Genomic DNA, 20870 nt, shown 5'->3' with positions numbered 1-20870 from the left:
TTGCAATAATCATAAGAGCAGCCCTCATAGAGGGCTGCTTTTTGATTTCAGTTTTTGTGGGTTTATTTTACCCCCTGCGGCGCATAATAGTGGCAACGGAGGGATGCCAATGAATGCGGGGGTGTTGACGGTTTGGGCGATAACCGTCATTCTGATCTTGTTGTCAACAGGTTGGCGAAACGCGCTTTTTGGTGAAATCACGCGGTCCAGACTGTTGGTGCTGGCAGGAGGTCTTGTTTTTTCGTTGCCGTTCGCACTGCCGATTACAGAGGGTCTCAGTATTCATTTATCCGTTTTGTGGCTAATCATCTGGTCTGCAACTACGATACGTTTACCGCTGCAGACCGGAACGATGATCGTGCTCGTCGGCGGTAGTGTGGTGGCTGCTCTTGGTTGGTATGGGCTGGAACGATTGTATCGGGTGGATCCGGTGTTTTTCATCCTGCATCCTGCCTGGGATGGCATTGTTCTTATCGGCCTGTTCACTGGCCTGCTGACTTGGCGATTCGAGGAACAACTCGTCATTGTCGCATTTTCCTTGCTAGCTGCTGAAACCGCACGTTTGTTGTCGGTTAATGGACCTGGTTCGGGATTGCTCGGCAGCTGGGCGTGGTGGGACAGTCTGTTGGCTGCCGCGACTGTCGCCAAGCTGACTGGTACGGGAGTCAGGTTGCTATGGTTTATGCGCAGTCAATGGCAGACAGGAAAGTTTCAGGATGAAGGGGGCGGACATCCATGATAGCGTTCCTGGCTGCCAACCGTTTAAGCGTGGGCATCGTCATAGGCGTACTTTTTGGTTTGTTTGCACGGCTGCTGCTGCTTCGAACGGACTATCGACAATATCCTACTTATCCGCACGGCCGGATCATTCATATTTCGCTTGGCATCATTGCCGCGGCGCTGGGAGCAGTAGCCGTACCGGCTTTGCTGGATAAAGATTATACGGCGATTACGTTTCTCACGCTTGCCGCTCAGCAATTTCGCGATGTTCGAAAAATGGAACGGGAAACCTTAACCAAGATTGACGAGATGGAGCTCGTGTCCAGAGGGACAACTTATATCGAAGGAATTGCGATGGTGTTTGAAGGCCGTAATTACCTTGTTATTATGACTGCATTTATCACAAGTTTGTTTGCTATTTTGACGGATTGGTATTGGGGCGTTGCTGCCGGAGTGGTCTCGATGTATATCGTGCACAAATTGCGCTCCGGCAAATCACTTTCCCATATCGCGTCCGCGAAGATAGCTGCGGTGAGGCTGGATGGGCCGGATCTATATGTGGGTGATATTTATATGATGAATATCGGTCTGTCGGCCAACCGGGAGCTGATCGCTCAGCGAGGGCTTGGCATCATCTTTGATCCTCGTAATGCGAACGCCAAAGTGACACTGGCCAACCTGGGGCAGCGTCAAGCGATCCTCTATGACATGTCGACGATTCTTGGAGTCTACCGGGATTCCGGCGAGCCCGCGCTAGTCCCACTCGCCAAGCTGGATATGGCAGACGGGCGGCTCGGCGTGTTCCTGCTGCCGCAGGAACTGAGCAAGGATAAAGCGATCTCGGTTGCGATGGCCGTGCCGGTTCTGGAGTCCGCTGTGAGAATGCCGACTGAGGCGCATGTCAACGCGGGTGAAGGAGGCTGACTAAGTAATGGCACAGATAAGAGCGATTGTAACGCTGAACCGCGGCCAGCCTGGCGGCGGTGCGCCGATATTTCAGGTAAAGACCATCGAAGAGCTGCAGGATACAGCTTTTTTGCTGGAGAAAATCCTGGACGCAAGTGCGCATGATTTGAAGAATGGCACCGTCATCCTCGTGGAGAGATAAATCAATGTTAGCCAAGCCAGCCGTTTTTTGCTATGATGAGATACGTGAGAATTTTAGTGGGGAGTGGACATGGATGGCAAGACCCGTAATTGCTATTGTCGGGCGGCCAAATGTGGGTAAATCGACGATCTTCAACCGGATAATCGGTGACCGGCTGGCGATCGTGGAAGACAAACCGGGCATTACCAGGGACCGTCTTTACGGTACCAGCGAATGGAGCGGCAAAGCGTTCAGCATCATCGATACGGGCGGTATCGAGATTGATGGTGAGGACGAGATCATGAAGTCGGTCCGCATGCAAGCGGAGCTGGCGATCGAAGAAGCCGACACGATCATATTTATGGTCGACGCCAAGACCGGTTTGACACACGCGGATGAAGAAGTGGCGCAGATGCTGTTTCGTTCCCGCAAGCCCGTAGTTGTGGCTGTCAATAAAGTGGATAATTTGGACCGTATGGATGATATTTATGAATTTTATAGTCTGGGATTTGGCGATCCTGTTGCGATCTCCGGTGCGCATGGCTTGGGGATTGGAGATCTGTTGGATGCAGCGGCAGGGCTGCTTCCTGAACCGCAGGAGGACGAGTATGACGAGGATACGATCCGCGTTGCTCTTATTGGCCGGCCGAACGTAGGCAAGTCCTCGCTCGTCAATGCTTTGCTGGGCGAAGAAAGGGTCATCGTCAGCAATATTGCCGGCACGACCCGCGATGCGATCGATACGCCATTCGAGAGGGATGGCCAGCGCTATGTTCTGATCGATACAGCGGGGATGCGCAAGCGCGGCAAAGTGTACGAGACGACGGAGAAATACAGCGTGATGCGGGCATTAAAGGCAATCGAGCGTACAGATGTCGTGTTAATCCTGATTAATGGAGAAGAAGGCATCATCGACCAAGACAAACATATTGCCGGATATGCGCATGAAGCGGGCAAAGCTTGCGTCTTCGTGGTGAACAAATGGGATGTGGTCGCTAAAGATGAAAAGACGATGCAGCAATTTACACAGAGCATCCGTGATCACTTCTTGTTCATGACCTATGCTCCCATCGTTTTCTTGTCAGCCAAAACGAAACAGCGCTTACAAAAACTGCTTCCTATTGTGAATTATGTTTCCGAGCAGCACGCCCTGCGGATTCAGACGCATCTGCTTAACGATGTCGTAGCTGATGCTGTAGCAATGAACCCTCCGCCTTCGGACAAAGGCAAACGCCTGAAGATCAATTATGTCACACAAGTGGCTGTGAAGCCGCCGACGATTGTGATCTTCGCCAACGATCCGGAATTGATGCATTTCTCATACCAGCGCTACCTGGAAAATAAAATTCGTGCAGCTTTTAATTTTGAGGGGACGCCGGTCAGAATGTTTACGCGTCGGAAGTCCGAAGAAGATTAGGGGAGAATGATTTTGGAAGCCGTATTGGGTGTTGTGATCAGTTATTTGTTGGGGTCGATCGCGTTTAGTATTGTCATTGCAAGGTGGGTCAAGGGCATCGATATCCGTCAGCATGGAAGCGGCAATGCAGGTGCCACCAACACCCTTCGTGTCCTCGGTAAAGGACCGGCGGTTGCCGTGCTGCTGCTTGACGCGGCCAAGGGGATCGCAGCGGTGCTTATCGGCCGTTGGCTTGGTGGGGATCACACCGAATGGGTCGCGTCACTGTGCGGACTTGCTGCCGTCTTCGGCCATAACTGGCCGATCTGGTTTCGCTTCAAAGGCGGCAAGGGGATTGCTACGACAGTCGGCGTCATGGCTACGCTGGCTTTTGTGCCGTCGCTGCTGGCAGGGGTTCTGGCGATTCTTGTTATTGTCCTCACACGCTACGTTTCGGTGGGCTCGCTCGTATTTGCACTGATGACGCCATTCTTGATCCTGGTTATCGATCAGAGCATGCCCCTGTTTTGGGCGGGGCTTGTCGTTGCGCTGCTGGCAGTCGTCAGGCACCGCAAAAATCTGAGCAACCTGATCCAGGGTACGGAGAACAAGCTTGGCGCCAAGAAAGGAGTGCCCCATGGCAAATCGTAAAGTGGCCGTATTGGTCGCAGGCAGCTGGGGTACGGCCCTGGCGGCTGTGCTGGCGGATAATGGCCACGAGGTATGTCTATGGACGCGTCGCGATAGGCAAGCCGAGGAGATTAATCAGACCCGTCTAAACACGCGGTACCTGCCGGAAGTCAGATTGCCGGAGCGGCTCGCCGCTACGAGTGACCTGGCTGAAGCTGTGATGGGCGCTGACGCGGTCCTGTTCGTCGCACCTTCATCGGCGTTGCGGGAAGTCGCCAAGGCGGCTGCGCCTTACCTGACAAAGGACACACTGGTGCTCCATGCCGTCAAAGGCTTTGAGGTGAACAGTCTCAAACGGATGTCCAGCGTGCTTGCCGAAGAACTCCCGGTGCCGGCAGAGCGGCTTGTAGTGCTCTCTGGACCGAGCCATGCCGAGGAAGTCGTCCGCAAACAGCCGACGACTGTTGTGGTTGCGTCCGTCGATCGGACGGCAGCAGAGCAGGCCCAAGACTATTTTATCAATCATTACTTCCGCGTCTACACCAATACAGATGTCGTTGGGGTAGAAGTCGCTGGGGCCATCAAGAATATTATTGCACTCGGAGCAGGTCTCTCTGACGGTCTTGGTTTTGGAGACAATGCCAAAGCGGCTCTGATCACCAGAGGACTGGCCGAGATAGGCAGGCTCGGTGAAGCGATGGGGGCCAATATGCTGACATTTGCCGGATTGGCGGGCGTAGGCGACCTGATCGTGACGTGTACCAGCCAGCACAGTCGTAATTGGCGGGCAGGCTCCTTGCTGGCCCAAGGCTTGACGGTAGCAGAAGTGTTGGAGCGGATGGGGATGGTGGTCGAAGGGATACGTACGACTGCGGCTGCACATTCCCTGGCCAGCCGCTATCAGGTGCAGATGCCCATTACGGAACAACTGCATGCCGTATTGTTCGAAGGCAAGGAGCCGCGTCTGGCCGTAGAGCACTTGATGGCTCGCGGCCGGACACAGGAGATGGACAAGTAAGAGGAGCGCCTACACCAATCCCGTCCCTTCTTCATATGATGAAGCAGATGCAGGCGGTCGCCGACAGGTGCGAACGTTTGTCAGAAGCCGCATACTTGATGAGGAGGACATATGGCCAAACAACTGCCCAAAAATATCTCCAAGGACGTGCTCAGCGCCGTGAGCAAAAAAACCGGCAAACCAATCAGTGAGCAGGCAGTCAAAAAGCTGGCCAGCGGCGTAACATCGGAGACGATGCAAAGCGAAGCTGAGCTGCGCAAGCTGATCAAGCAGGTGTCGGCAATGGCCAAAGTGCCCGTATCGGAAGATACGATCAATGACATCGTCGGTGTCGTGAAGAAGACCGGGAATATGAATAATATGGAATCCCTGGTTAAAATGATGCTGAAAAAGTGACAAGAACGTGGACAAAAGCGAAGGGAAGCGCCACTTTGGCGCGTTTGAATCCCCCTGAGCTTTTGTCCTTTTTTTGTTCAGATGCTATAATAACCTGAGATTATAGCATGGCGGGAGAAGTGAAGCGATGGACGCAATGGATCCAATGACAAAAATGTGGGTTTCTTTTATCGGCATCGGCCTGATGGCGTTTGCGGCGCTGCTTATAACGGTGGCTAGGACCAAAACCAAAGGGGTTATTCGGCTGATTTTGTCGATTGTTGCCTTTGCATTATTATTGTTCGGAATTTTATATAGCTTTATCTCCATTATATAAAACAGATGCGGAGGAGGAATGCAGCATGATTGAACTGAAGGGACGTACAATCCAGGCCGAGGTCGAGGCGGAAGCCGGACTCTCACTGCTGGATCTGGCGCTGAAGCATCAGATCGACTGGGGATTCTCCTGCACACGCGGCACTTGTGCGCGCTGCCGCTGCCTGGTCCTCGAAGGGATGGAGCACCTCGAGGAAATTACGGATGCCGAGTGGGACCGGCTCGATGAGGATGAGATGGAAGAGGGTTACCGCCTGGGTTGTCAGGCGATCGTCAAGTCGGGAGCCGGTACGATTCGTGCGGTCAACAAAACGTACTTCTAAGGATGTGTCTGTCATGAGTGCGGCATCGCATATGACCGAAAGCCTGGCTGTCATTGCCCGTCTCACCGAAGCCGCACACACGGCTTGGGTTGTCGGCGGCAGCGCCGGGCTCATGCTGCGGGGCCTGCCGCTGCCGCAGCCTCCGGGCGATCTTGATCTATACGCGGACGAGCCTGATGCAGAGAAGCTGCATCAGCTTCTGTCAGCGTATGCCGTGGATCAACCTCAGCGCTCCCGAAGCGGCCTTTATGATTCGGTACTGAGCCATTACAGGATCGGAGAGACACAGGTAGAGCTGGTAGGCGGCTTCACCATCACCGATCCGAAAGGATCCTATCGCACGGAAGTAAGAGAAGTGCTCCTGGCTGATGCGTACTGTACAAAAGCGGCAGGGATCCAGGTTGCCCTGGTGCCGCTTGTACACGAGCTGTTGTTCAATGCGCTGCGGGGGAGAGCGGACCGGACATCGCTGATTGCCCGGGCGCTGGAGGAAGAGCCGGGATCAGATGGCCATATCCGGCTGCTGCGCAAGATTGCGAGCCGCAACCGGTTGTCACCCGAGCTGACTCGGCAGATGAATGCATGGGTGTCTCGCAGCAGGGAAGGTGATCTGAGATGACAATAATGGTAAGGTTTATGCCCGAGGACCGTACGATCCGCGTGAAAGCCGGGTCGACGGTGATGGATGCGGCCAGGCTGGCGGGGATAGCCATCCGCTCGCGGTGCGGGGGCAAGGCAGGCTGCCTCATGTGCAAGGTGTCGGACATTACGCCGGGCGGCCAAGGGCTGCTGCCCGCTTCCGAATTGGAACGGCGCAAGCTGGCCGGGCAGCTCGGTGAAGGGATCCGTCTGTCTTGTCAGGCTCGGCTGGGAGCCGATGCGGTCATCGAAGTGCCGGAGGATCCGCTCAGGGCAGCGGTTCGACGCAGACTGGCGGAAGCGCAGCAGGAGGATGAACTGTGGTAGCAAGGAGAGGGGAAGCGATGAAAGCAATCAAAGGATGGCGATTAACGGCATTGGTCGTGGCGATGACAATGCTGCTCAGCGGCTGTATGTACCCCCGGCAGAACCTGGTTCAGAACCAGGGAACGGTAAGGGAAGCGGTTCGTAATATGCAAAGCGTCATCGGGGAGTACCAGGAGCGAACAGGCTTGCTTCCCATTCTGAACAGCGATGCCCAGACCCCCACCTACGAGAAATACAGAATGGATATGAAACGGCTTCAGGAGCTTGGGTATATCGGTGACATCCCGTCCATTGCCTTTGAGAAGGGCGGCAACTATTATTTTATGATCATCAACGAGACGACAGAGCCTACTGTAAAGCTGATGGATCTGGTTCTGTTCCAGCGGGTCAATGAGATCGAGCGGGCCATCCGTGAGCAGACGGATATCCACGGGGCCCAGCTGCCGCTCGGAGAGCAGGCGTATCCAGGCTTGTACCGGATCGATTACAGCAAGTTGACGATCCCGGAGCCGCAGCTGCAAAGCAGCTTCTCCGGCAGTTATATAACGGCTATGATCGATGAGCAAGGCAAAGTGTATGCCGACTATGGCATGGATATCGCCAGATTGATCCGCGAGGGAGGGCTTTCGCCGGAACCGGATGAAGATCTGCGACCGCTGCTTACCGAGAACTCGGATTATGTGCCGGTAAAGGGCCCAGTTTATCACTGGGTCGATGAGGAAGTTCAGGCTATGGCTGGACTCCAGCCTTAACAAACGACAGCTGTCCTTCGCGTGTGCACAAGCAACGCGGCTGGGCAGCTGTTTTTTGTTGCAATAAGGTAGGTTTTTATGACCTGATACGAATATCTGAGCTCGCCGAGTCATATAACCTTTCTTGGAAGGTCGATTCGCGGATGAAGAATCCATCAAAACGAATCGTCATAAAACACGATCTGCCACATATGCTGTTACTAGTCCAAATTGATGTACGAGTTACGTTGCTTGCCCTTGCACCGCAAGAGCGGCGAGCCCTGGCGACTATCGTCACCAACCAGCATCTTCGTCAAAGTCGCAGCACCTTGTACTCGGAAATTTCATTGGGAGGGGATATTCAGTGGAGAAAGTGGACATTTTCAAAGACATTGCCGAGCGAACTGGTGGGGATATTTACCTCGGTGTCGTCGGTGCGGTCCGCACAGGCAAATCGACGTTTATCAAACGGTTTATGGAGACCGTAGTATTACCCAACATTACAAGCGAAGCGGACCGTGTACGGGCCGTTGATGAATTGCCGCAGAGCGCTGCAGGCAAGACCATCATGACGACAGAGCCCAAATTTGTCCCTAACCAGGCCGTACAGATCAATGTTGCCGAAGGACTCGAGGTTAATGTGCGGCTCGTCGACTGTGTCGGGTACGCCGTAGAAGGAGCCAAAGGCTATGAGGACGAAAACGGTCCGCGCATGATATCGACGCCCTGGTTCGAAGAACCGATTCCGTTCCAGGAAGCAGCTGAGATCGGCACACGCAAGGTGATCCAGGAACATTCTACGCTCGGCGTCGTCATCACTACTGACGGCTCGATCGCCGAGATTGCCAGAAACTCATACGTCGAGGCCGAGGAACGGGTCATCTCCGAGCTGAAAGAAGTCGGCAAGCCGTTCGTGTTGATCGTCAACTCGACACGGCCTCGAAGCGAAGAAGCGCTGCAGCTGCGTCAGGAGCTGCAGCACAAATATGACATCCCGGTTATGACGATGAGTGTAGCTACAATGGGGGAAGATGAGGTCATGTCGGTGCTCCGGGAAGTCCTCTACGAGTTCCCGGTTCATGAAGTCAATGTCAACCTGCCGAGCTGGGTGATGGTGCTGCAGGAAAATCATTGGGTCCGCAGCAACTATGAGAACTCGGTACGCGATACGGTCAAGGACATCCGCCGTCTCCGCGATGTCGACCGGGTGGTCGAGCAGTTCATGGAGTACGAATTTATCGCCAGAGCGGGACTCAGCGGTATGAATATGGGGCAAGGGGTTGCAGAGATCGATCTCTACGCACCCGATGAGCTCTATGATCAGATTCTGATGGAGGTCGTCGGTGTCGAGATCCGCGGCAAAGACCATCTGCTGCAGCTGATGCAGGAATTCTCTCATGCCAAACGAGAATACGACCGCTTCGCAGAAGCGCTGGAGATGGTCAAAACGACCGGCTACGGCATCGCCGCACCGACGTTGGCCGAGATGGCGCTGGACGACCCCGAGCTGATCCGGCAGGGCTCCCGTTTTGGCGTCAGACTCAAAGCGACTGCGCCGTCTATTCATATGATCCGCGTCGATGTGGAGTCCGAGTTCGCGCCGATCATCGGCACGGAGAAACAGAGCGAAGAGCTTGTGCGCTATCTCATGCAGGATTTTGAGAATGATCCGATCAAAATCTGGGAATCCGATATCTTCGGCCGTTCGCTTCATTCCATCGTCCGCGAGGGCATCCAAGGCAAGATCGCGATGATGCCGGACAATGCCCGCTATAAACTGCAGGAAACGCTGGGGAGGATTATTAACGAGGGCTCCGGCGGGTTGATCGCTATCATTTTGTAAATCGCTAACTTCAAGGTCTTGCCACGCGCTTCATAGCGTGCGCAAGGCCTTTTTGTATCCTTTCAGCCCTCATATGGCCAGATGTGACGCGGAAATCACGGTTTTTGTGTGAAAACTTCTTAATCTACTTGAAATTCCGAAACGGCTGTATTACTATAAATTTGTTGTGAATCAAGGTATAAAAATGTTGGATTCGGTTTAAACAGAATGATAATGAAGCGACCACCGTTGCCGTCAGAGGAGGTGAACACATGAATAAAACAGATTTGATTGCTAAAGTAGCCGAAACAACTGAGCTTTCCAAGAAGGATGCGACAAAAGCAGTAGATGCTGTTTTTGATGCCATCTCTGATGCGCTGCAAGGCGGAGACAAGGTTCAATTGGTTGGGTTTGGCAACTTCGAAGTTCGCGAACGTTCGGCCCGCAAAGGCCGCAATCCGCAAACCGGAGAAGAGATTGAGATCGCTGCAAGCAAGATGCCAGCGTTCAAGCCAGGCAAATCCCTGAAAGATCTCGTATCCAACTAAGCGTGAGCTAGCAACGTCCGAATGATTCTGTTCGGACGTTTTCTAAAAATCCAAGTTGACTTTTCACCAACTTTTCGGTAGACTCGATTTTGCACATTATATATGGCATTATCGGGGTATGGCGCAGCCTGGTAGCGCGCACCCTTGGGGTGGGTGAGGTCGCAGGTTCAAATCCTGTTACTCCGACCAGTTACATAATTTGCACACTGCCTTCCTGTTGACCGGTTACCGGCGGGAAGGCCGTTTTTTTGAAATCGATCTGGGGAGGGCTCAAGCGATGGACGCAACACATGGCGATTATATCGTGGTCAAAGCGAAGGAACAAGGCGTACAGGTCATCGGACTGACTCGCGGCCTGGACACCAAATTTCACCACACGGAGAAGCTGGATCGTGGCGAAATTCTGATTGCGCAGTTTACTGATCACACCTCCGCGATCAAGATTCGCGGCAAGGCGTCGGTGTTAACCAAGTACGGCTCCATGGATACCGATAATTAAACGGGAAAGCAGGCATAGCCTGCTTTTTTTGTTATACAATGAAGTATGGGGGACTGGCCGGATATCGTCCGGAGCGCTCCAATATCGGATGCGGGGGCTGATGTGATGCGAATCTGGAGGCAGTTGTTTCTGTCGGCCATGCTGGCTTCGCTCGCCGTCTATGTCCTCGCAGAGCTGCCAGGCGGCGCCTGGACGCGGCCGAGCGGCGGACAAGAGACTGCCGCGTTCAGCCCGGACGACGATGGACTATTGAGTCCGTACAACCTTGTCGATGTGCTTGGCAGACAGAGCTGGTACAATCAGCTGGCCCGAGTCCAATGGGACGGCTCCGAACTGGCCGTAGACTTTGCCGTCGGACCGGAAGCGGAGTCAGAGCAGATCAACGGCGATCTGCTTGCGATGCTTGATCTGGCATTTGTCGGTCTGTCCAATGTCGACCGGCTGCTCATCCGTTTCCTTGAAGAAGAGAGCGTCCATGTCCGGCTGCTGATGGCAGCAGATGTCCGGAGCTCGGATGCGGAGCTGAAGCGTTATCTGCCTGGTCTTAGCGCAGGAGATATGCTGCAGCCACAGTGGCGTGCGTTGTTTCGGATCAGCGTGACTTCGCAGTGGGTGCGTCGTTACGGCTCGCTTGCGGAATAACCGTCAAGGGGTCAAAGTGCCAAGGAAGGGACACACTTTTGATATACTTCTGATTTTGGGATGTGCTATAATAATTTAGATATTTGTTCATTTGTTGAACAACCTCATAAAGGCTGACAGCTGTTCGGAGGCTTGACCGATGAAACCTTATAGAATTCCTGAGCTTGCCAATAAATTTATTGCGTACGATATGATACACCGGTTTACCGGACTGCCTGCATTTACAGAGGCGCGGACCCGACTGCTCTATGTCGCGCTGACCGGAGAGCCTACATCCCCTCCGCAACACAATGAGCTGTATGTGCTGGTCGTCGGATTGCTCCAATTGGGACTCGATACACATGATTGGATCGACACACAGCGCGAGACCGGCTCCGAGATGGAGATGCGGGAGCGTCAGTTGAGAGTACTCGGCGGCGATTATTTCAGCGGCCGGTTCTATCATCTGCTCGCTCATGCCGGCCAGATCCAGGTGATCCGCAAACTAAGCGAGGCGGTGTGCGAGATTAACCGGCTCAAGATGGACCAGTACGCTGCGATGCAGCAGGAACGTCTGGATAGCGACGGCTATATTGCATGTGGCGTGGCGCAGCGATCACAGCTGCTGCTTTCGTTCACAGAGATGATCAGCCGCGAGCTGAGGCCATGCTGGGAAGAGCTGGTCGAATCGGTCAGCCGGGCGGAGCTGCTGGCCGGTGAGCTGGACCGTCTGCATGATCCGGCTGGATTTCACTGGAGTCTGGGGTATTGGCTCTTGAGGGAGTACGGGATGGTGGATGCGGGGGCCGCAGAGCCCGGGGTCCGCGCTGCTGTACACGACCGGATAGCAGGAGAACTACAGCTGGCTGTGGCCGATCTCCGCAAGCTCGCGGATACACGGGCGCCGATGATGGCGGAGGTGCTGCGCCGGATCGGCGAAGATTTGTTGGCTGCTGAGGCTAGCCCCGCTCCAGCATTCAATGAGACGAGGTGACACAGATGGAACAACAAGCCAAGGAGCAGCATGTACACTCAGTATTTGAGCGCATAGCGCCCAAGTATGATATGATGAATGATCTGATCAGCTTTCGCAGGCATAAAGCCTGGCGAAAGTTTACGATGCGCAAGATGGCGATGAGTCCGGGCGACACGGCGATCGATCTATGCTGCGGTACATGCGATTGGACGATTGATATCGCCCAGGCGAGCAAGACGGGCGGCATTGTCGGACTCGATTTCAGTCAGGCCATGCTCGATGTCGGCAAGACAAAACTGGACAAGATGGGTCTCTCTCGACAGGTTACGCTTGTCCAGGGCAACGCGATGTCGCTTCCATATCCCGACAACCATTTTGATTATGCGACGATCGGCTTCGGTCTGCGCAATGTTCCCGACGTGATCAAGGTGCTAAGCGAGATGAAGCGGGTCGTCAAGCCCGGCGGTCAAGTCGTCTGCCTGGAGATGTCCAAGCCCGGCTGGCAGCCGTTCAAGTTTTTCTACTACTTCTATTTTCGGAAGATCATGCCGCTCCTGGGCAAGCTCATCGCCAAATCGCATGAGCAGTACAAGTGGCTGCCAGAGTCGCTTGTCACTTTCCCGGACCGGAAGCGCTTGGCGGAGATTTATCGCGAGATCGGCTTGCAGGATGTTCGGGACTATGGCTTTGCCGGCGGTGTGGCGGCGCTTCACATGGGCACGAAGGGAACGGATAAGGCATGATTCGCAAAACACGCATTTTTTTGGAAATGATCAAATTCGAGCATTCGATCCTCGCTCTGCCGTTTGCGTTCGTCGGCGCCATCCTGGGCGCCGTTACGATGCAGGGCAGGCTGCCTTCGTGGGCGGAGATCGGCTGGATCATCCTCGCTATGGTCGGTGCCCGCAGCGCAGCGATGGGGTTGAATAGGCTGATCGACAAAGCGATCGATCTGCGCAATCCCCGTACAGAGAATCGGGCTTTGCCGGCCGGACTGCTTCGCTCGGGCGAAGTGCTGCTGTTCGTCATCATATCGTTTGCCCTATTGTTCTTCGCAGCATTTCAGCTTAATCAATTGGCAGTCATCCTTCTCCCGCTTGCCGTGTTCATGCTGGTGATCTACTCCTATACGAAGCGGTTCACCTGGCTGTGCCACATCGTCCTGGGTCTGACGATCGGACTTGGACCGTTAGGCGGTTGGGTTGCCGTAACCGGAGCGGTGGACTGGACGGCCATGCTATTGTATGTATCCGTTGCCCTCTGGACAGCGGGATTCGATATCATCTATGCTTGCCAGGATTTTGAGTTCGACCGCAAGGAGCGTCTTCATTCGATTCCAGCCCGCTTTGGGCTGGCTGGCGCGCTGGGCATCGCGAGAGCCTTCCATCTCCTGACGGGAGCCGGCTTGATCGCTCTCTACTGGTTAACCGATCTTGGAACGGGGTATCTGGTTGGTCTGCTGGCGGCGCTGTTGATCTTGGTGTACCAACATCGGCTGGTAAAACCTGATGATCTGACCAGAGTGAATACCGCCTTCTTCACGATGAATGGTGCACTCAGCGTGGTCGTGTTCGTATTCACCTTTGTCGATTTGGTGGTGCTGCACCGATGGTAGCTGGACATACTGCGAGAGCCCCGCGTTGGATCGTCGGCATCACCGGCGCGAGCGGGGCTATCTACGGCATAAGACTTTGCGAAGAGTTGCTTGCTTCAGGTATTGAACTCCATCTGGTCATAACAGATGCCGGGTGGCGGGTGATCAAGGAGGAGCTCGGCTGGGATGTCGCAAGACGCCGCGATACGCTGGAACGTTATTTTGACAGGACGAGCCCAGGCAGTCTGCACTATCACGACAACCGTGACATCGGAGCGTCGATCGCCAGCGGCTCGTTTCTGACTGAAGGGATGATCATCGTTCCCTGCTCTATGGGCTCGCTGTCTGGGATTGCCCACGGCTCTTCCGACAACCTGCTGACCAGGGCTGCCGATGTGATGCTCAAGGAAGGCCGCAAGCTGCTCCTGGTGCCGAGAGAGACGCCGCTGCATGCGATTCATCTGGAGAACATGCTGGCCTTGGCCAGACTTGGCGTCAAGCTGATTCCGGCGATGCCGGCTTTTTATTACAAGCCGCAGTCGATGAAGGAAATGGTCGATTTCCTTGTCGGCAAGATGATGGACAACATGTCAATGGCACACGATCTGTACAGAAGATGGGGGGAAGAGCACCTTGGAGAGCAGACACCCGATTACCCTCGGTCGGATTGACTATGCCAATGCATGGCCGATTTTTTTTCATCTGCATGAAGCAAGGCTAGGCGGCGGCGTGCAGGTCACGACTCAGGTTCCTGCCCGTCTCAACGCTGGGCTGCAGCGTGGGGAACTGGATGTGGCTGCGATCTCTTCGTTTGCCTATGCCCAGCACAGCGACGATTATATCCTGCTGCCCGGCTTGTCCGTGAGTTCGGAAGACAGAGTCAACTCGATCCTGCTGTTCATGAAACGGCCGCTTGAAGAGGTGTTGCAGGGGACGATTGCCATGACCAATACGTCAGCCACCTCGGTCAACCTGTTGCGCATCCTTATGCACAATTACTATGGCGCTCAGCCGCACTACACGACAACTGCCCCTTCACTTGATGATATGCTGGAGTCGGCAGACGCCGCCTTGCTGATCGGCGATACAGCCATCAAGGCATCCTGGCGGGATACCGGCTGTCAGATCATTGATCTCGGCGCATTGTGGCGGCGCTGGACGGGACACGGGATGACTTACGCTGTCGTGGCCGCCCGCAAGGATGTTGCGCAGCAGCAGCCTGAGCTGTTGAGCGAGCTCCATGAGGCGCTGCTGGACAGCAAACGCCGCAGCTTGCAGCAGCCTGAGCTGCTGGTGGCTCGCGCTTGTGAGGAGCTAGGCGGGGAGCCCGCTTATTGGCGGCGTTACTTTCAAGAGCTCAATTATGATCTTGGGCCGAGTCAGCAGGCGGGGCTGTCGCTATACTTCCGTTATGCAAGAGAGCTCGGCCTGCTGGAGCAAGACGTACGGATGCAATACTTGAACCATCAATCTCTGTCGCATGGGTGAACGAATGAAACTATTGGAAATATACGCAAAACTGAAAACGGATCTGCAAACTATCGAGCGCGAGCTGGAGGCTGTCGTCAGCACCGACCATCAGCTGCTTGGCGAAGCTTCCCTGCATCTGCTCAAGGCGGGAGGCAAGCGGCTGCGTCCAGCGTTCGTGCTCCTGGCTGGCAAATTTGGCGATTACCGCGGACCGGCTGATGCGGATCGCTGCGCCGCTCGAGCTGATCCATATGGCCTCGCTCGTCCACGACGACGTCATCGACGACGCCGAAACCCGGCGTGGCAAGCAGACCGTCAAGTCGAAGTGGGACAACCGTGTGGCGATGTATACGGGCGACTACATCTATGCCAAAGCATTGATGATGGTGACCGAGCTGGATCATCCCGAGATCCATAAGGTGTTGTCCGGGGCGATCCTGCAGATGACTATCGGAGAGATGGAACAGATCAGAGACTTCTTCAATACGAGCCAGTCGATCCGACATTATCTCAAACGGATTCGCCGCAAAACAGCGCTGTTGATCGCCGTCAGCTGCCAGCTCGGCGCGATCGCCGTAGATAGCGACCGTCGGGATGCGCTGCGGCTGTACCGGTATGGCTACAACGTAGGAATGGCGTTTCAGATCCGTGATGATGTCCTCGATATCTGCGGTACCGAGAAACAGATCGGCAAGCCGCCCGGCTCCGACATTACCCAAGGCAATATGACGTTGCCCGTCCTGCTGGCACTGCAGGAGGCGGGTACCGGTGCCGAGCTGCGAGATGAGATCGCGCGGATCCGGGAGCTCGGAGAAGCAGCCGACATTACCCGAGCGCTGTTCTTGATCCGCAGCAGTAAAGGCATCGTCCTCTCAGAACAGCTGGCTGACAGCTATACCGACAAAGCCATCGCTTCACTGGATGGTTTGCCGGACATCGGAGCGAAGCAGCATCTGATCGATATCGCGCGGTTTGTGGCCAAACGCAATTTTTAACTCAAACCCTGTTCACTATTGAAGGAGGCTCATATCATGGAACAAACGTTTTTGATGATCAAGCCGGATGGCGTTCAGCGGGGTCTGATCGGAGATATCGTCAGTCGACTGGAGAGAAAAGGGCTGCAGTTGACTGCCGCCAAGTTTATGCGTCTGGACCGCAAGCTGGCAGAAGCACATTATGCCGAGCATGCGGGAAGACCCTATTACGATCCGCTGATCGCATTTATCACTTCCGGCCCCGTCTTCGCCATGGTGTGGCGAGGCGATGGCGTCATCGCCCTGACACGGGCTCTGATCGGCAAGACGGATGCGCTGCAAGCGGCGCCGGGCACGATCCGCTCCGATTATGCCGTACATACCAATTTCAATCTCATCCATGGCTCAGATTCGGCTGAGAACGCGGAGCGGGAGATTAAGCTGTACTTCACACAAGAAGAGCTTGTGGACTACGAACATACAATTCAACGCTGGATATGATCGGTTGAGCTAACGCCGCCGCAGTTGGGGGCAGCCATCTAAGTCAGACAAGGGGGAGCATCCGTTGGAGGATCAGGATTTTGCGTTATTCATCAAGAGGATCAAGGAGAAAACGGCCATCGATTTATCTCAGTACAAGGAAGCCCAGATGAAACGGCGGCTCACGACGCTTCGCGCCAAACACGGTTTTACGAGTTTCCACAGTTATATGGATACCCTGCAGAAGGATCCGCAACTGATGAATGAATTTCTCGACCGGATGACCATCAATGTCTCCGAGTTTTGGCGCAATCCTAACCGCTGGCAAGCACTTGAACAGCGTTTTTTGCCTGCGCTGTTGAAGGAATCGCCCCGTTTGAAAATATGGAGCGCTGCCTGTTCCACTGGCGAGGAGCCTTACACGCTGGCGATGATCCTCGATCATCTGGGCGTGCTGGAAAGCTCAAGCATCCTGGCGACTGATCTCGATCATAAGGTTTTGGAGAGGGCGCAGACTGGTCATTATCTTGATCGTTCGATCCGCGATGTCCCTGCCTCTTATGTCAAACGTTATTTTACTGTCAGCGACGAGCTGTATAGCGTACGGGATCAGCTCAAAAAAGCGGTCAAGTTCAAGCAGCACAACCTGCTGCATGACCGGTTCGAAGGGCCGTTCGATCTTATTGTCTGCCGCAACGTGATGATCTATTTCACAGAAGAAGCCAAGCAGCAGCTGTACCGCAAGTTCTCACAGGCGCTGCGGCCGGGCGGTCTGCTGTTCGTCGGCAGCACAGAGCAGATCTTCTCGCCGCTGCAGTATGAGCTGGAGACGGTGGAGACCTTTTTTTATCGCAAGCGCCAAGGATGAATAGAGCTGGCCAATTCCTCCAATACTAGGGCTACTGACCAATTGTGAAGGGAGTAGCACATGGATAAGCGAAAGGTCGTTGCCGCGTACCGCCGCGGGATCCTATCTATTCAGGAGTGCGCCCAGATCCTTGGGGTGGACAGTCGTCACGTGACAGGCATCCTGAACGATCCCAAACTGGCCGCCGAGCCTGCAATCAGGCATGCCGGCCAGACCGTCTCCGGTTAGCTGCAGCCGGTCAGCGGCCGGCATAGCAGTGGATGATACCAAGCCCGTCTCATTGGAGCGACGTCATTACGTTTTATGACAAGGCTCCAGGAGGCGGGCTTGGTGCGTTGGCCCATCTATGACTCTAGTGTCCTGTTTCTTGTCAAACCTGCAGAGCTATACTATAATTAGCAAAGATGTCGAGAGGGCTGGCGATAGCCCGATCGCTGCGAATCATGCAAGCTTTGTATCCGCATCCCGCATGCGGATTTTGGACTGCCGCTAGAAACTTCGAGGAGGAACCGAATTGACTTTGCGATACCTTACAGCAGGGGAGACTCATGGGCCCCAGCTCACCGCCATTATTGAAGGATTGCCCAGCAATCTGACGTTGGATTTTGAGGAATTGAACTTTCAGCTGCAGCGCCGCCAAAAAGGACATGGCCGAGGCCGCAGAATGCAGATTGAGAAGGATACAGCCGATATCGTAGGCGGCGTCAGACACGGCCGGACGACTGGAGCGCCGGTTGCGCTGGTCGTGGCCAATAACGACTGGAAGCATTGGACCAAAGTCATGAACATCGAGCCGATCGAGGGCGGAGATGAAGAGAAGCGCCGCGTCCACCGTCCGCGTCCGGGACATGCTGATCTGAACGGCGGACTCAAGTACAATCTGAAGGACCTGCGCAATGTGCTGGAACGCTCCAGCGCGCGGGAGACGGCCGCCCGGGTAGCGATCGGCGCGGTTGCCCGCCAGCTGCTGGCAGAGTTCGGTATCAAGGTCGCCGGCCAAGTCATCCGGATCGGCGAGATCGAAGCGCCGGCGAACCAGCTATCTGTCGACGAGCTCATCGCGCAGACCGAGGAATCGCCGGTCCGTGTCGTCCATAAAGAGACGGAAGAGAAGATGATGGCGCATATCGACCAGGTCAAAGCCGAGGGCGACTCGATCGGCGGCATCGTCGAGTGCATCATCGAAGGCGTGCCTGTCGGATTGGGAAGCCATGTGCAATGGGACCGCAAGCTGGATGCCCGAATCGCGCAGGCTGTCGTCTCCATCAACGCCTTCAAAGGCTGCGAGATCGGCATCGGCTTCGAAGCCGCCGAGATGCGCGGCTCCAAGGTTCATGACGAGATCCTGTATACGGAGGAGCGCGGGTATCACCGGGCCTCCAATCGGGCAGGAGGCTTCGAAGGGGGCATGACGACAGGCGAGCAGATCGTCGTCCGCGGCGTGATGAAGCCGATCCCCACACTATACAAGCCGCTCCGCAGTGTCGATATCGATACCAAGGAAGCGTTCACCGCTCAGGTGGAGCGTTCGGACAGCTGTGCCGTACCGGCAGCGAGCGTCGTCATGGAACATGTAGTGGCCTGGGAGGTCGCCCGGGCGTTCATGGAGAAGTTCGGCGGCGATTCCATCGACGAGATGCGCGCCAACGTTACTTCGTATCTCGAACAAGTGAGGCAGTACTAGGATGAGGGAGCTCACAGTCGATCTTGGCGAACGCTCCTATCCGATCTATATCGGTGAAGGCTTGCTGGGGCGTGCGGGCGAGCTGTTCACCAAGCATGGCATCATCAAGCGTTCGCCTGTGCTGATCGTATCCGATACACAGGTGGCGCCGCACTATCTGGCGCCGCTGACGGAGCAGCTGGAAGCGTCGGGATATAATGTTGTCTCTACTATAGTGCCGTCCGGCGAGGCCTCCAAGTCGCTGGAGATGTTCGAGCAGATCATGACAGAGGCGCTGCAGGCGGGGTTGGACCGCAAATCTGCTGTCGTCGCGCTCGGCGGCGGGGTCGTCGGTGATCTGGCGGGATACGTGGCTGCCGCCTATATGCGCGGCATCCGATTCGTGCAAGTGCCGACGACGATACTGGCCCATGACAGCAGTGTTGGCGGCAAGGTCGCCGTCAATCACCGCCTGGCGAAGAACGTGATCGGCGCCTTCCATCAGCCGGAGCTGGTACTGTACGATCTGGCGACGCTGCAGTCGCTGCCGCCCCGTGACATCAGTGCCGGCTTGTCGGAAGTGGTCAAGCATGGTCTGATCTGGGACGCCGAATTCGTGGATTGGGTCGACGAGCATGCAGAGGAGTTGCTGGCGCTGGATGCGGATGCGCTCGGCTATGCCCTTTACAAAGGCTGCAGCGTCAAGGCTGCCGTTGTCTCTCAGGATGAGCGCGAGAGCGGCCTGCGGGCGATCCTGAACCTGGGGCATACGATCGGACACGCATTGGAAGCGGTCGGTCATTACGGTGAGCTGCTCCACGGTGAAGCGATCTCGATCGGCATGGTGGGCGCAGCGAGACTGGGCGTCGAGTTGGGCGCCCCCGAAGAAGTCTACTCTGTAACCAAGCGAGTGCTGCAGCGCTGCGGGCTGCCGGTCAGGCTGCCGGAGCACTACGATATTGATGCGATTATGAATGCCATGATGTTCGACAAGAAATTCGTGGAGGGCCGGATGGTATTTATCGTCCCGACAGCGATCGGCAAGGTGGAGATCAACCCTGCAGTCGATGCCGCCAGGGTGCGCGTGATTGTGGAGCAGTTGAAGAAGGAGGCCGTATAGTGATGAATGTTCGGGGGATTCGCGGGGCGATTACGGTAGACGCCAACGAGGAACAGCAGATTCTCGATGCAACCGCACGGATGCTTGACGATATGATCAAGGAGAATCAGCTGGTGCCGGATCAAGTGGGCAGCATTTTCATAACCGTCACCCATGACCTGGATGCCGCATTTCCGGCAGTGGCGATCCGGCGGCTGCCTGGCTGGGAGCTGGTGCCGCTCATGTGTTCGCTGGAGGTGCCAGTCAAAGGCAGTCTGCAGCACTGTATTCGTCTGATGGTGATGGTCAATACCGATCGCAGCCAGGAAGAAATCCGTCATATCTATCTTGGCGGCGCAAGGGCGCTGAGACCGGACTTGGCGGCCAAGAATTGACGAATCAGGCTTGCTGAGGTATAGTGTTGATTAGATTTAGGTAAGCGTTATTGGCGTTTGGGTCCCGGTAGCGGGAGACAGACGCAGCAGTTTTGAGATCGAGATGAGCAGAGCGTAGCCTAGTGAGAGATGAGCTGAGTTGAGAAGAGAGTGCTGTTTGGGACTGACATTGGAGGAGACTCGCAGGAGAGGTGTATTTGCCTTGCCTTCGTTCCCATTCCGTTCGTTGATGTTCCCATGTGCGCATTCCGGATCCAGGCCTAATCGATCACAAGCTCC

The 20870-nt window shown here is 55.3% G+C and carries 27 protein-coding genes, 1 tRNA gene and 1 pseudogene; all 29 read left to right on the top strand.

Annotated features, from left to right (window positions below):
• Positions 1-109 precede the first annotated feature (109 nt).
• The 29 genes and pseudogenes from ABC336_RS02155 to aroH all read left to right on the top strand — a co-directional run bounded on the left by ABC336_RS02155 (position 110) and on the right by aroH (position 20591).
• On the top strand, positions 110-739 hold the full coding sequence (locus ABC336_RS02155) for a YphA family membrane protein (protein ID WP_413237093.1): 630 nt from the start codon (positions 110-112) through the stop codon (positions 737-739).
• Positions 736-1644 (top strand): YIEGIA family protein, encoded by a 909-nt coding sequence (locus ABC336_RS02150; RefSeq protein ID WP_413237092.1) that lies wholly within the window; start codon positions 736-738, stop codon positions 1642-1644. Before ABC336_RS02155 ends, ABC336_RS02150 begins: the two co-directional genes overlap by 4 nt.
• 7 nt (positions 1645-1651) lie before the next feature.
• A complete protein-coding gene (locus tag ABC336_RS02145; RefSeq protein WP_413237091.1) occupies positions 1652-1828 on the top strand; it encodes a capping complex subunit for YIEGIA in 177 nt (58 codons plus the stop codon).
• A gap of 73 nt (positions 1829-1901) precedes the next feature.
• A complete protein-coding gene (gene der / locus ABC336_RS02140; RefSeq protein WP_413237090.1) occupies positions 1902-3224 on the top strand; it encodes a ribosome biogenesis GTPase Der in 1323 nt (440 codons plus the stop codon).
• Between the two features lie 6 nt (positions 3225-3230).
• Positions 3231-3854 carry a glycerol-3-phosphate 1-O-acyltransferase PlsY gene (gene plsY, locus ABC336_RS02135; protein ID WP_413237089.1) on the top strand — a complete coding sequence of 208 codons (624 nt, stop codon included), beginning with the start codon at positions 3231-3233 and terminating at the stop codon, positions 3852-3854.
• Positions 3841-4851 carry an NAD(P)H-dependent glycerol-3-phosphate dehydrogenase gene (locus ABC336_RS02130; protein WP_413237088.1) on the top strand — a complete coding sequence of 337 codons (1011 nt, stop codon included), beginning with the start codon at positions 3841-3843 and terminating at the stop codon, positions 4849-4851. Before plsY ends, ABC336_RS02130 begins: the two co-directional genes overlap by 14 nt.
• A gap of 123 nt (positions 4852-4974) precedes the next feature.
• Positions 4975-5247, top strand: a complete 273-nt coding sequence (locus ABC336_RS02125; protein WP_413242418.1) for a stage VI sporulation protein F — start codon at positions 4975-4977, stop codon at positions 5245-5247.
• A 136-nt stretch (positions 5248-5383) separates the two neighbouring features.
• On the top strand, positions 5384-5563 hold the full coding sequence (locus ABC336_RS02120) for a DUF2768 family protein (protein WP_413242417.1): 180 nt from the start codon (positions 5384-5386) through the stop codon (positions 5561-5563).
• Between the two features lie 25 nt (positions 5564-5588).
• The gene (locus tag ABC336_RS02115; RefSeq protein WP_413237087.1) at positions 5589-5885 is read left to right on the top strand and encodes a 2Fe-2S iron-sulfur cluster-binding protein; all 297 of its coding nucleotides are present in this window, start codon (positions 5589-5591) and stop codon (positions 5883-5885) included.
• A 13-nt stretch (positions 5886-5898) separates the two neighbouring features.
• Complete coding sequence (locus ABC336_RS02110; protein ID WP_413237086.1) at positions 5899-6504, top strand: nucleotidyltransferase family protein; 606 nt, start codon at positions 5899-5901, stop codon at positions 6502-6504.
• The gene (locus ABC336_RS02105) at positions 6501-6851 is read left to right on the top strand and encodes a 2Fe-2S iron-sulfur cluster-binding protein (RefSeq protein WP_413237085.1); all 351 of its coding nucleotides are present in this window, start codon (positions 6501-6503) and stop codon (positions 6849-6851) included. The genes ABC336_RS02110 and ABC336_RS02105 overlap by 4 nt, the downstream gene beginning before the upstream one ends.
• A 17-nt stretch (positions 6852-6868) precedes the next feature.
• Positions 6869-7603 carry a hypothetical protein gene (locus ABC336_RS02100; RefSeq protein WP_413237084.1) on the top strand — a complete coding sequence of 245 codons (735 nt, stop codon included), beginning with the start codon at positions 6869-6871 and terminating at the stop codon, positions 7601-7603.
• Between the two features lie 343 nt (positions 7604-7946).
• The gene (gene spoIVA / locus ABC336_RS02095; protein ID WP_413237083.1) at positions 7947-9425 is read left to right on the top strand and encodes a stage IV sporulation protein A; all 1479 of its coding nucleotides are present in this window, start codon (positions 7947-7949) and stop codon (positions 9423-9425) included.
• A 191-nt stretch (positions 9426-9616) separates the two neighbouring features.
• Positions 9617-9952, top strand: coding sequence for an HU family DNA-binding protein (locus ABC336_RS02090; protein ID WP_413242416.1), 336 nt, complete (start codon positions 9617-9619; stop codon positions 9950-9952).
• A gap of 112 nt (positions 9953-10064) precedes the next feature.
• Positions 10065-10141, top strand: a tRNA-Pro gene (locus ABC336_RS02085).
• An 88-nt stretch (positions 10142-10229) separates the two neighbouring features.
• Complete coding sequence (mtrB, locus tag ABC336_RS02080; protein WP_413237082.1) at positions 10230-10451, top strand: trp RNA-binding attenuation protein MtrB; 222 nt, start codon at positions 10230-10232, stop codon at positions 10449-10451.
• A 105-nt stretch (positions 10452-10556) separates the two neighbouring features.
• Positions 10557-11093, top strand: coding sequence for a hypothetical protein (locus tag ABC336_RS02075; protein WP_413237081.1), 537 nt, complete (start codon positions 10557-10559; stop codon positions 11091-11093).
• A gap of 139 nt (positions 11094-11232) precedes the next feature.
• Positions 11233-12066: a heptaprenyl diphosphate synthase component 1 gene (locus ABC336_RS02070; protein WP_413237080.1), complete on the top strand. Its 834-nt coding sequence runs from the start codon at positions 11233-11235 to the stop codon at positions 12064-12066.
• A 5-nt stretch (positions 12067-12071) separates the two neighbouring features.
• Positions 12072-12791 (top strand): demethylmenaquinone methyltransferase, encoded by a 720-nt coding sequence (locus tag ABC336_RS02065; RefSeq protein WP_413237079.1) that lies wholly within the window; start codon positions 12072-12074, stop codon positions 12789-12791.
• The gene (locus ABC336_RS02060; RefSeq protein WP_413237078.1) at positions 12788-13663 is read left to right on the top strand and encodes a UbiA-like polyprenyltransferase; all 876 of its coding nucleotides are present in this window, start codon (positions 12788-12790) and stop codon (positions 13661-13663) included. Before ABC336_RS02065 ends, ABC336_RS02060 begins: the two co-directional genes overlap by 4 nt.
• Positions 13657-14313 carry a UbiX family flavin prenyltransferase gene (locus ABC336_RS02055; protein ID WP_413237077.1) on the top strand — a complete coding sequence of 219 codons (657 nt, stop codon included), beginning with the start codon at positions 13657-13659 and terminating at the stop codon, positions 14311-14313. The genes ABC336_RS02060 and ABC336_RS02055 overlap by 7 nt, the downstream gene beginning before the upstream one ends.
• The gene (locus ABC336_RS02050) at positions 14276-15130 is read left to right on the top strand and encodes a menaquinone biosynthesis protein (protein ID WP_413237076.1); all 855 of its coding nucleotides are present in this window, start codon (positions 14276-14278) and stop codon (positions 15128-15130) included. Before ABC336_RS02055 ends, ABC336_RS02050 begins: the two co-directional genes overlap by 38 nt.
• A 4-nt stretch (positions 15131-15134) precedes the next feature.
• Positions 15135-16107: pseudogene (locus tag ABC336_RS02045) on the top strand (polyprenyl synthetase family protein).
• A 36-nt stretch (positions 16108-16143) separates the two neighbouring features.
• Positions 16144-16587 (top strand): nucleoside-diphosphate kinase, encoded by a 444-nt coding sequence (gene ndk, locus ABC336_RS02040; RefSeq protein WP_413237075.1) that lies wholly within the window; start codon positions 16144-16146, stop codon positions 16585-16587.
• A gap of 64 nt (positions 16588-16651) precedes the next feature.
• Complete coding sequence (locus ABC336_RS02035; RefSeq protein WP_413237074.1) at positions 16652-17434, top strand: CheR family methyltransferase; 783 nt, start codon at positions 16652-16654, stop codon at positions 17432-17434.
• A gap of 60 nt (positions 17435-17494) precedes the next feature.
• The gene (locus tag ABC336_RS02030; RefSeq protein WP_413237073.1) at positions 17495-17662 is read left to right on the top strand and encodes a hypothetical protein; all 168 of its coding nucleotides are present in this window, start codon (positions 17495-17497) and stop codon (positions 17660-17662) included.
• Positions 17663-17948: 286 nt separating this feature from the next.
• Positions 17949-19118, top strand: a complete 1170-nt coding sequence (gene aroC / locus ABC336_RS02025) for a chorismate synthase (RefSeq protein ID WP_413237072.1) — start codon at positions 17949-17951, stop codon at positions 19116-19118.
• A 1-nt stretch (position 19119) separates the two neighbouring features.
• Positions 19120-20217 (top strand): 3-dehydroquinate synthase, encoded by a 1098-nt coding sequence (gene aroB / locus ABC336_RS02020; RefSeq protein WP_413237071.1) that lies wholly within the window; start codon positions 19120-19122, stop codon positions 20215-20217.
• Positions 20218-20219: 2 nt separating this feature from the next.
• Complete coding sequence (gene aroH, locus ABC336_RS02015) at positions 20220-20591, top strand: chorismate mutase (protein WP_413242415.1); 372 nt, start codon at positions 20220-20222, stop codon at positions 20589-20591.
• The last annotated feature ends 279 nt before the right edge of the window (positions 20592-20870 follow it).

The organism is Paenibacillus jepli (genome assembly GCF_047238105.1).
Lineage (GTDB): Bacteria > Bacillota > Bacilli > Paenibacillales > Paenibacillaceae > Paenibacillus_D.
Note: the sequence above shows the minus strand (reverse complement) of the source record. Positions and strands in the feature narration are given on the sequence as shown.

Coding starts and splice junctions, on each gene's coding strand:
- ABC336_RS02030 (WP_413237073.1), top strand. CDS start 17,495: ATGGATAAGCGAAAGGTCGTTGCCGCGTACCGCCGCGGGATCCTATCT.
- ABC336_RS02055 (WP_413237077.1), top strand. CDS start 13,657: ATGGTAGCTGGACATACTGCGAGAGCCCCGCGTTGGATCGTCGGCATC.
- ABC336_RS02110 (WP_413237086.1), top strand. CDS start 5,899: ATGAGTGCGGCATCGCATATGACCGAAAGCCTGGCTGTCATTGCCCGT.
- ndk (WP_413237075.1), top strand. CDS start 16,144: ATGGAACAAACGTTTTTGATGATCAAGCCGGATGGCGTTCAGCGGGGT.
- plsY (WP_413237089.1), top strand. CDS start 3,231: ATGATTTTGGAAGCCGTATTGGGTGTTGTGATCAGTTATTTGTTGGGG.
- ABC336_RS02065 (WP_413237079.1), top strand. CDS start 12,072: ATGGAACAACAAGCCAAGGAGCAGCATGTACACTCAGTATTTGAGCGC.
- ABC336_RS02155 (WP_413237093.1), top strand. CDS start 110: ATGAATGCGGGGGTGTTGACGGTTTGGGCGATAACCGTCATTCTGATC.
- ABC336_RS02130 (WP_413237088.1), top strand. CDS start 3,841: ATGGCAAATCGTAAAGTGGCCGTATTGGTCGCAGGCAGCTGGGGTACG.
- ABC336_RS02060 (WP_413237078.1), top strand. CDS start 12,788: ATGATTCGCAAAACACGCATTTTTTTGGAAATGATCAAATTCGAGCAT.
- ABC336_RS02120 (WP_413242417.1), top strand. CDS start 5,384: ATGGATCCAATGACAAAAATGTGGGTTTCTTTTATCGGCATCGGCCTG.
- ABC336_RS02105 (WP_413237085.1), top strand. CDS start 6,501: ATGACAATAATGGTAAGGTTTATGCCCGAGGACCGTACGATCCGCGTG.
- ABC336_RS02150 (WP_413237092.1), top strand. CDS start 736: ATGATAGCGTTCCTGGCTGCCAACCGTTTAAGCGTGGGCATCGTCATA.
- aroB (WP_413237071.1), top strand. CDS start 19,120: ATGAGGGAGCTCACAGTCGATCTTGGCGAACGCTCCTATCCGATCTAT.
- ABC336_RS02145 (WP_413237091.1), top strand. CDS start 1,652: ATGGCACAGATAAGAGCGATTGTAACGCTGAACCGCGGCCAGCCTGGC.
- ABC336_RS02070 (WP_413237080.1), top strand. CDS start 11,233: ATGAAACCTTATAGAATTCCTGAGCTTGCCAATAAATTTATTGCGTAC.
- ABC336_RS02075 (WP_413237081.1), top strand. CDS start 10,557: ATGCGAATCTGGAGGCAGTTGTTTCTGTCGGCCATGCTGGCTTCGCTC.
- der (WP_413237090.1), top strand. CDS start 1,902: ATGGCAAGACCCGTAATTGCTATTGTCGGGCGGCCAAATGTGGGTAAA.
- aroH (WP_413242415.1), top strand. CDS start 20,220: ATGAATGTTCGGGGGATTCGCGGGGCGATTACGGTAGACGCCAACGAG.
- ABC336_RS02100 (WP_413237084.1), top strand. CDS start 6,869: ATGAAAGCAATCAAAGGATGGCGATTAACGGCATTGGTCGTGGCGATG.
- mtrB (WP_413237082.1), top strand. CDS start 10,230: ATGGACGCAACACATGGCGATTATATCGTGGTCAAAGCGAAGGAACAA.
- ABC336_RS02115 (WP_413237087.1), top strand. CDS start 5,589: ATGATTGAACTGAAGGGACGTACAATCCAGGCCGAGGTCGAGGCGGAA.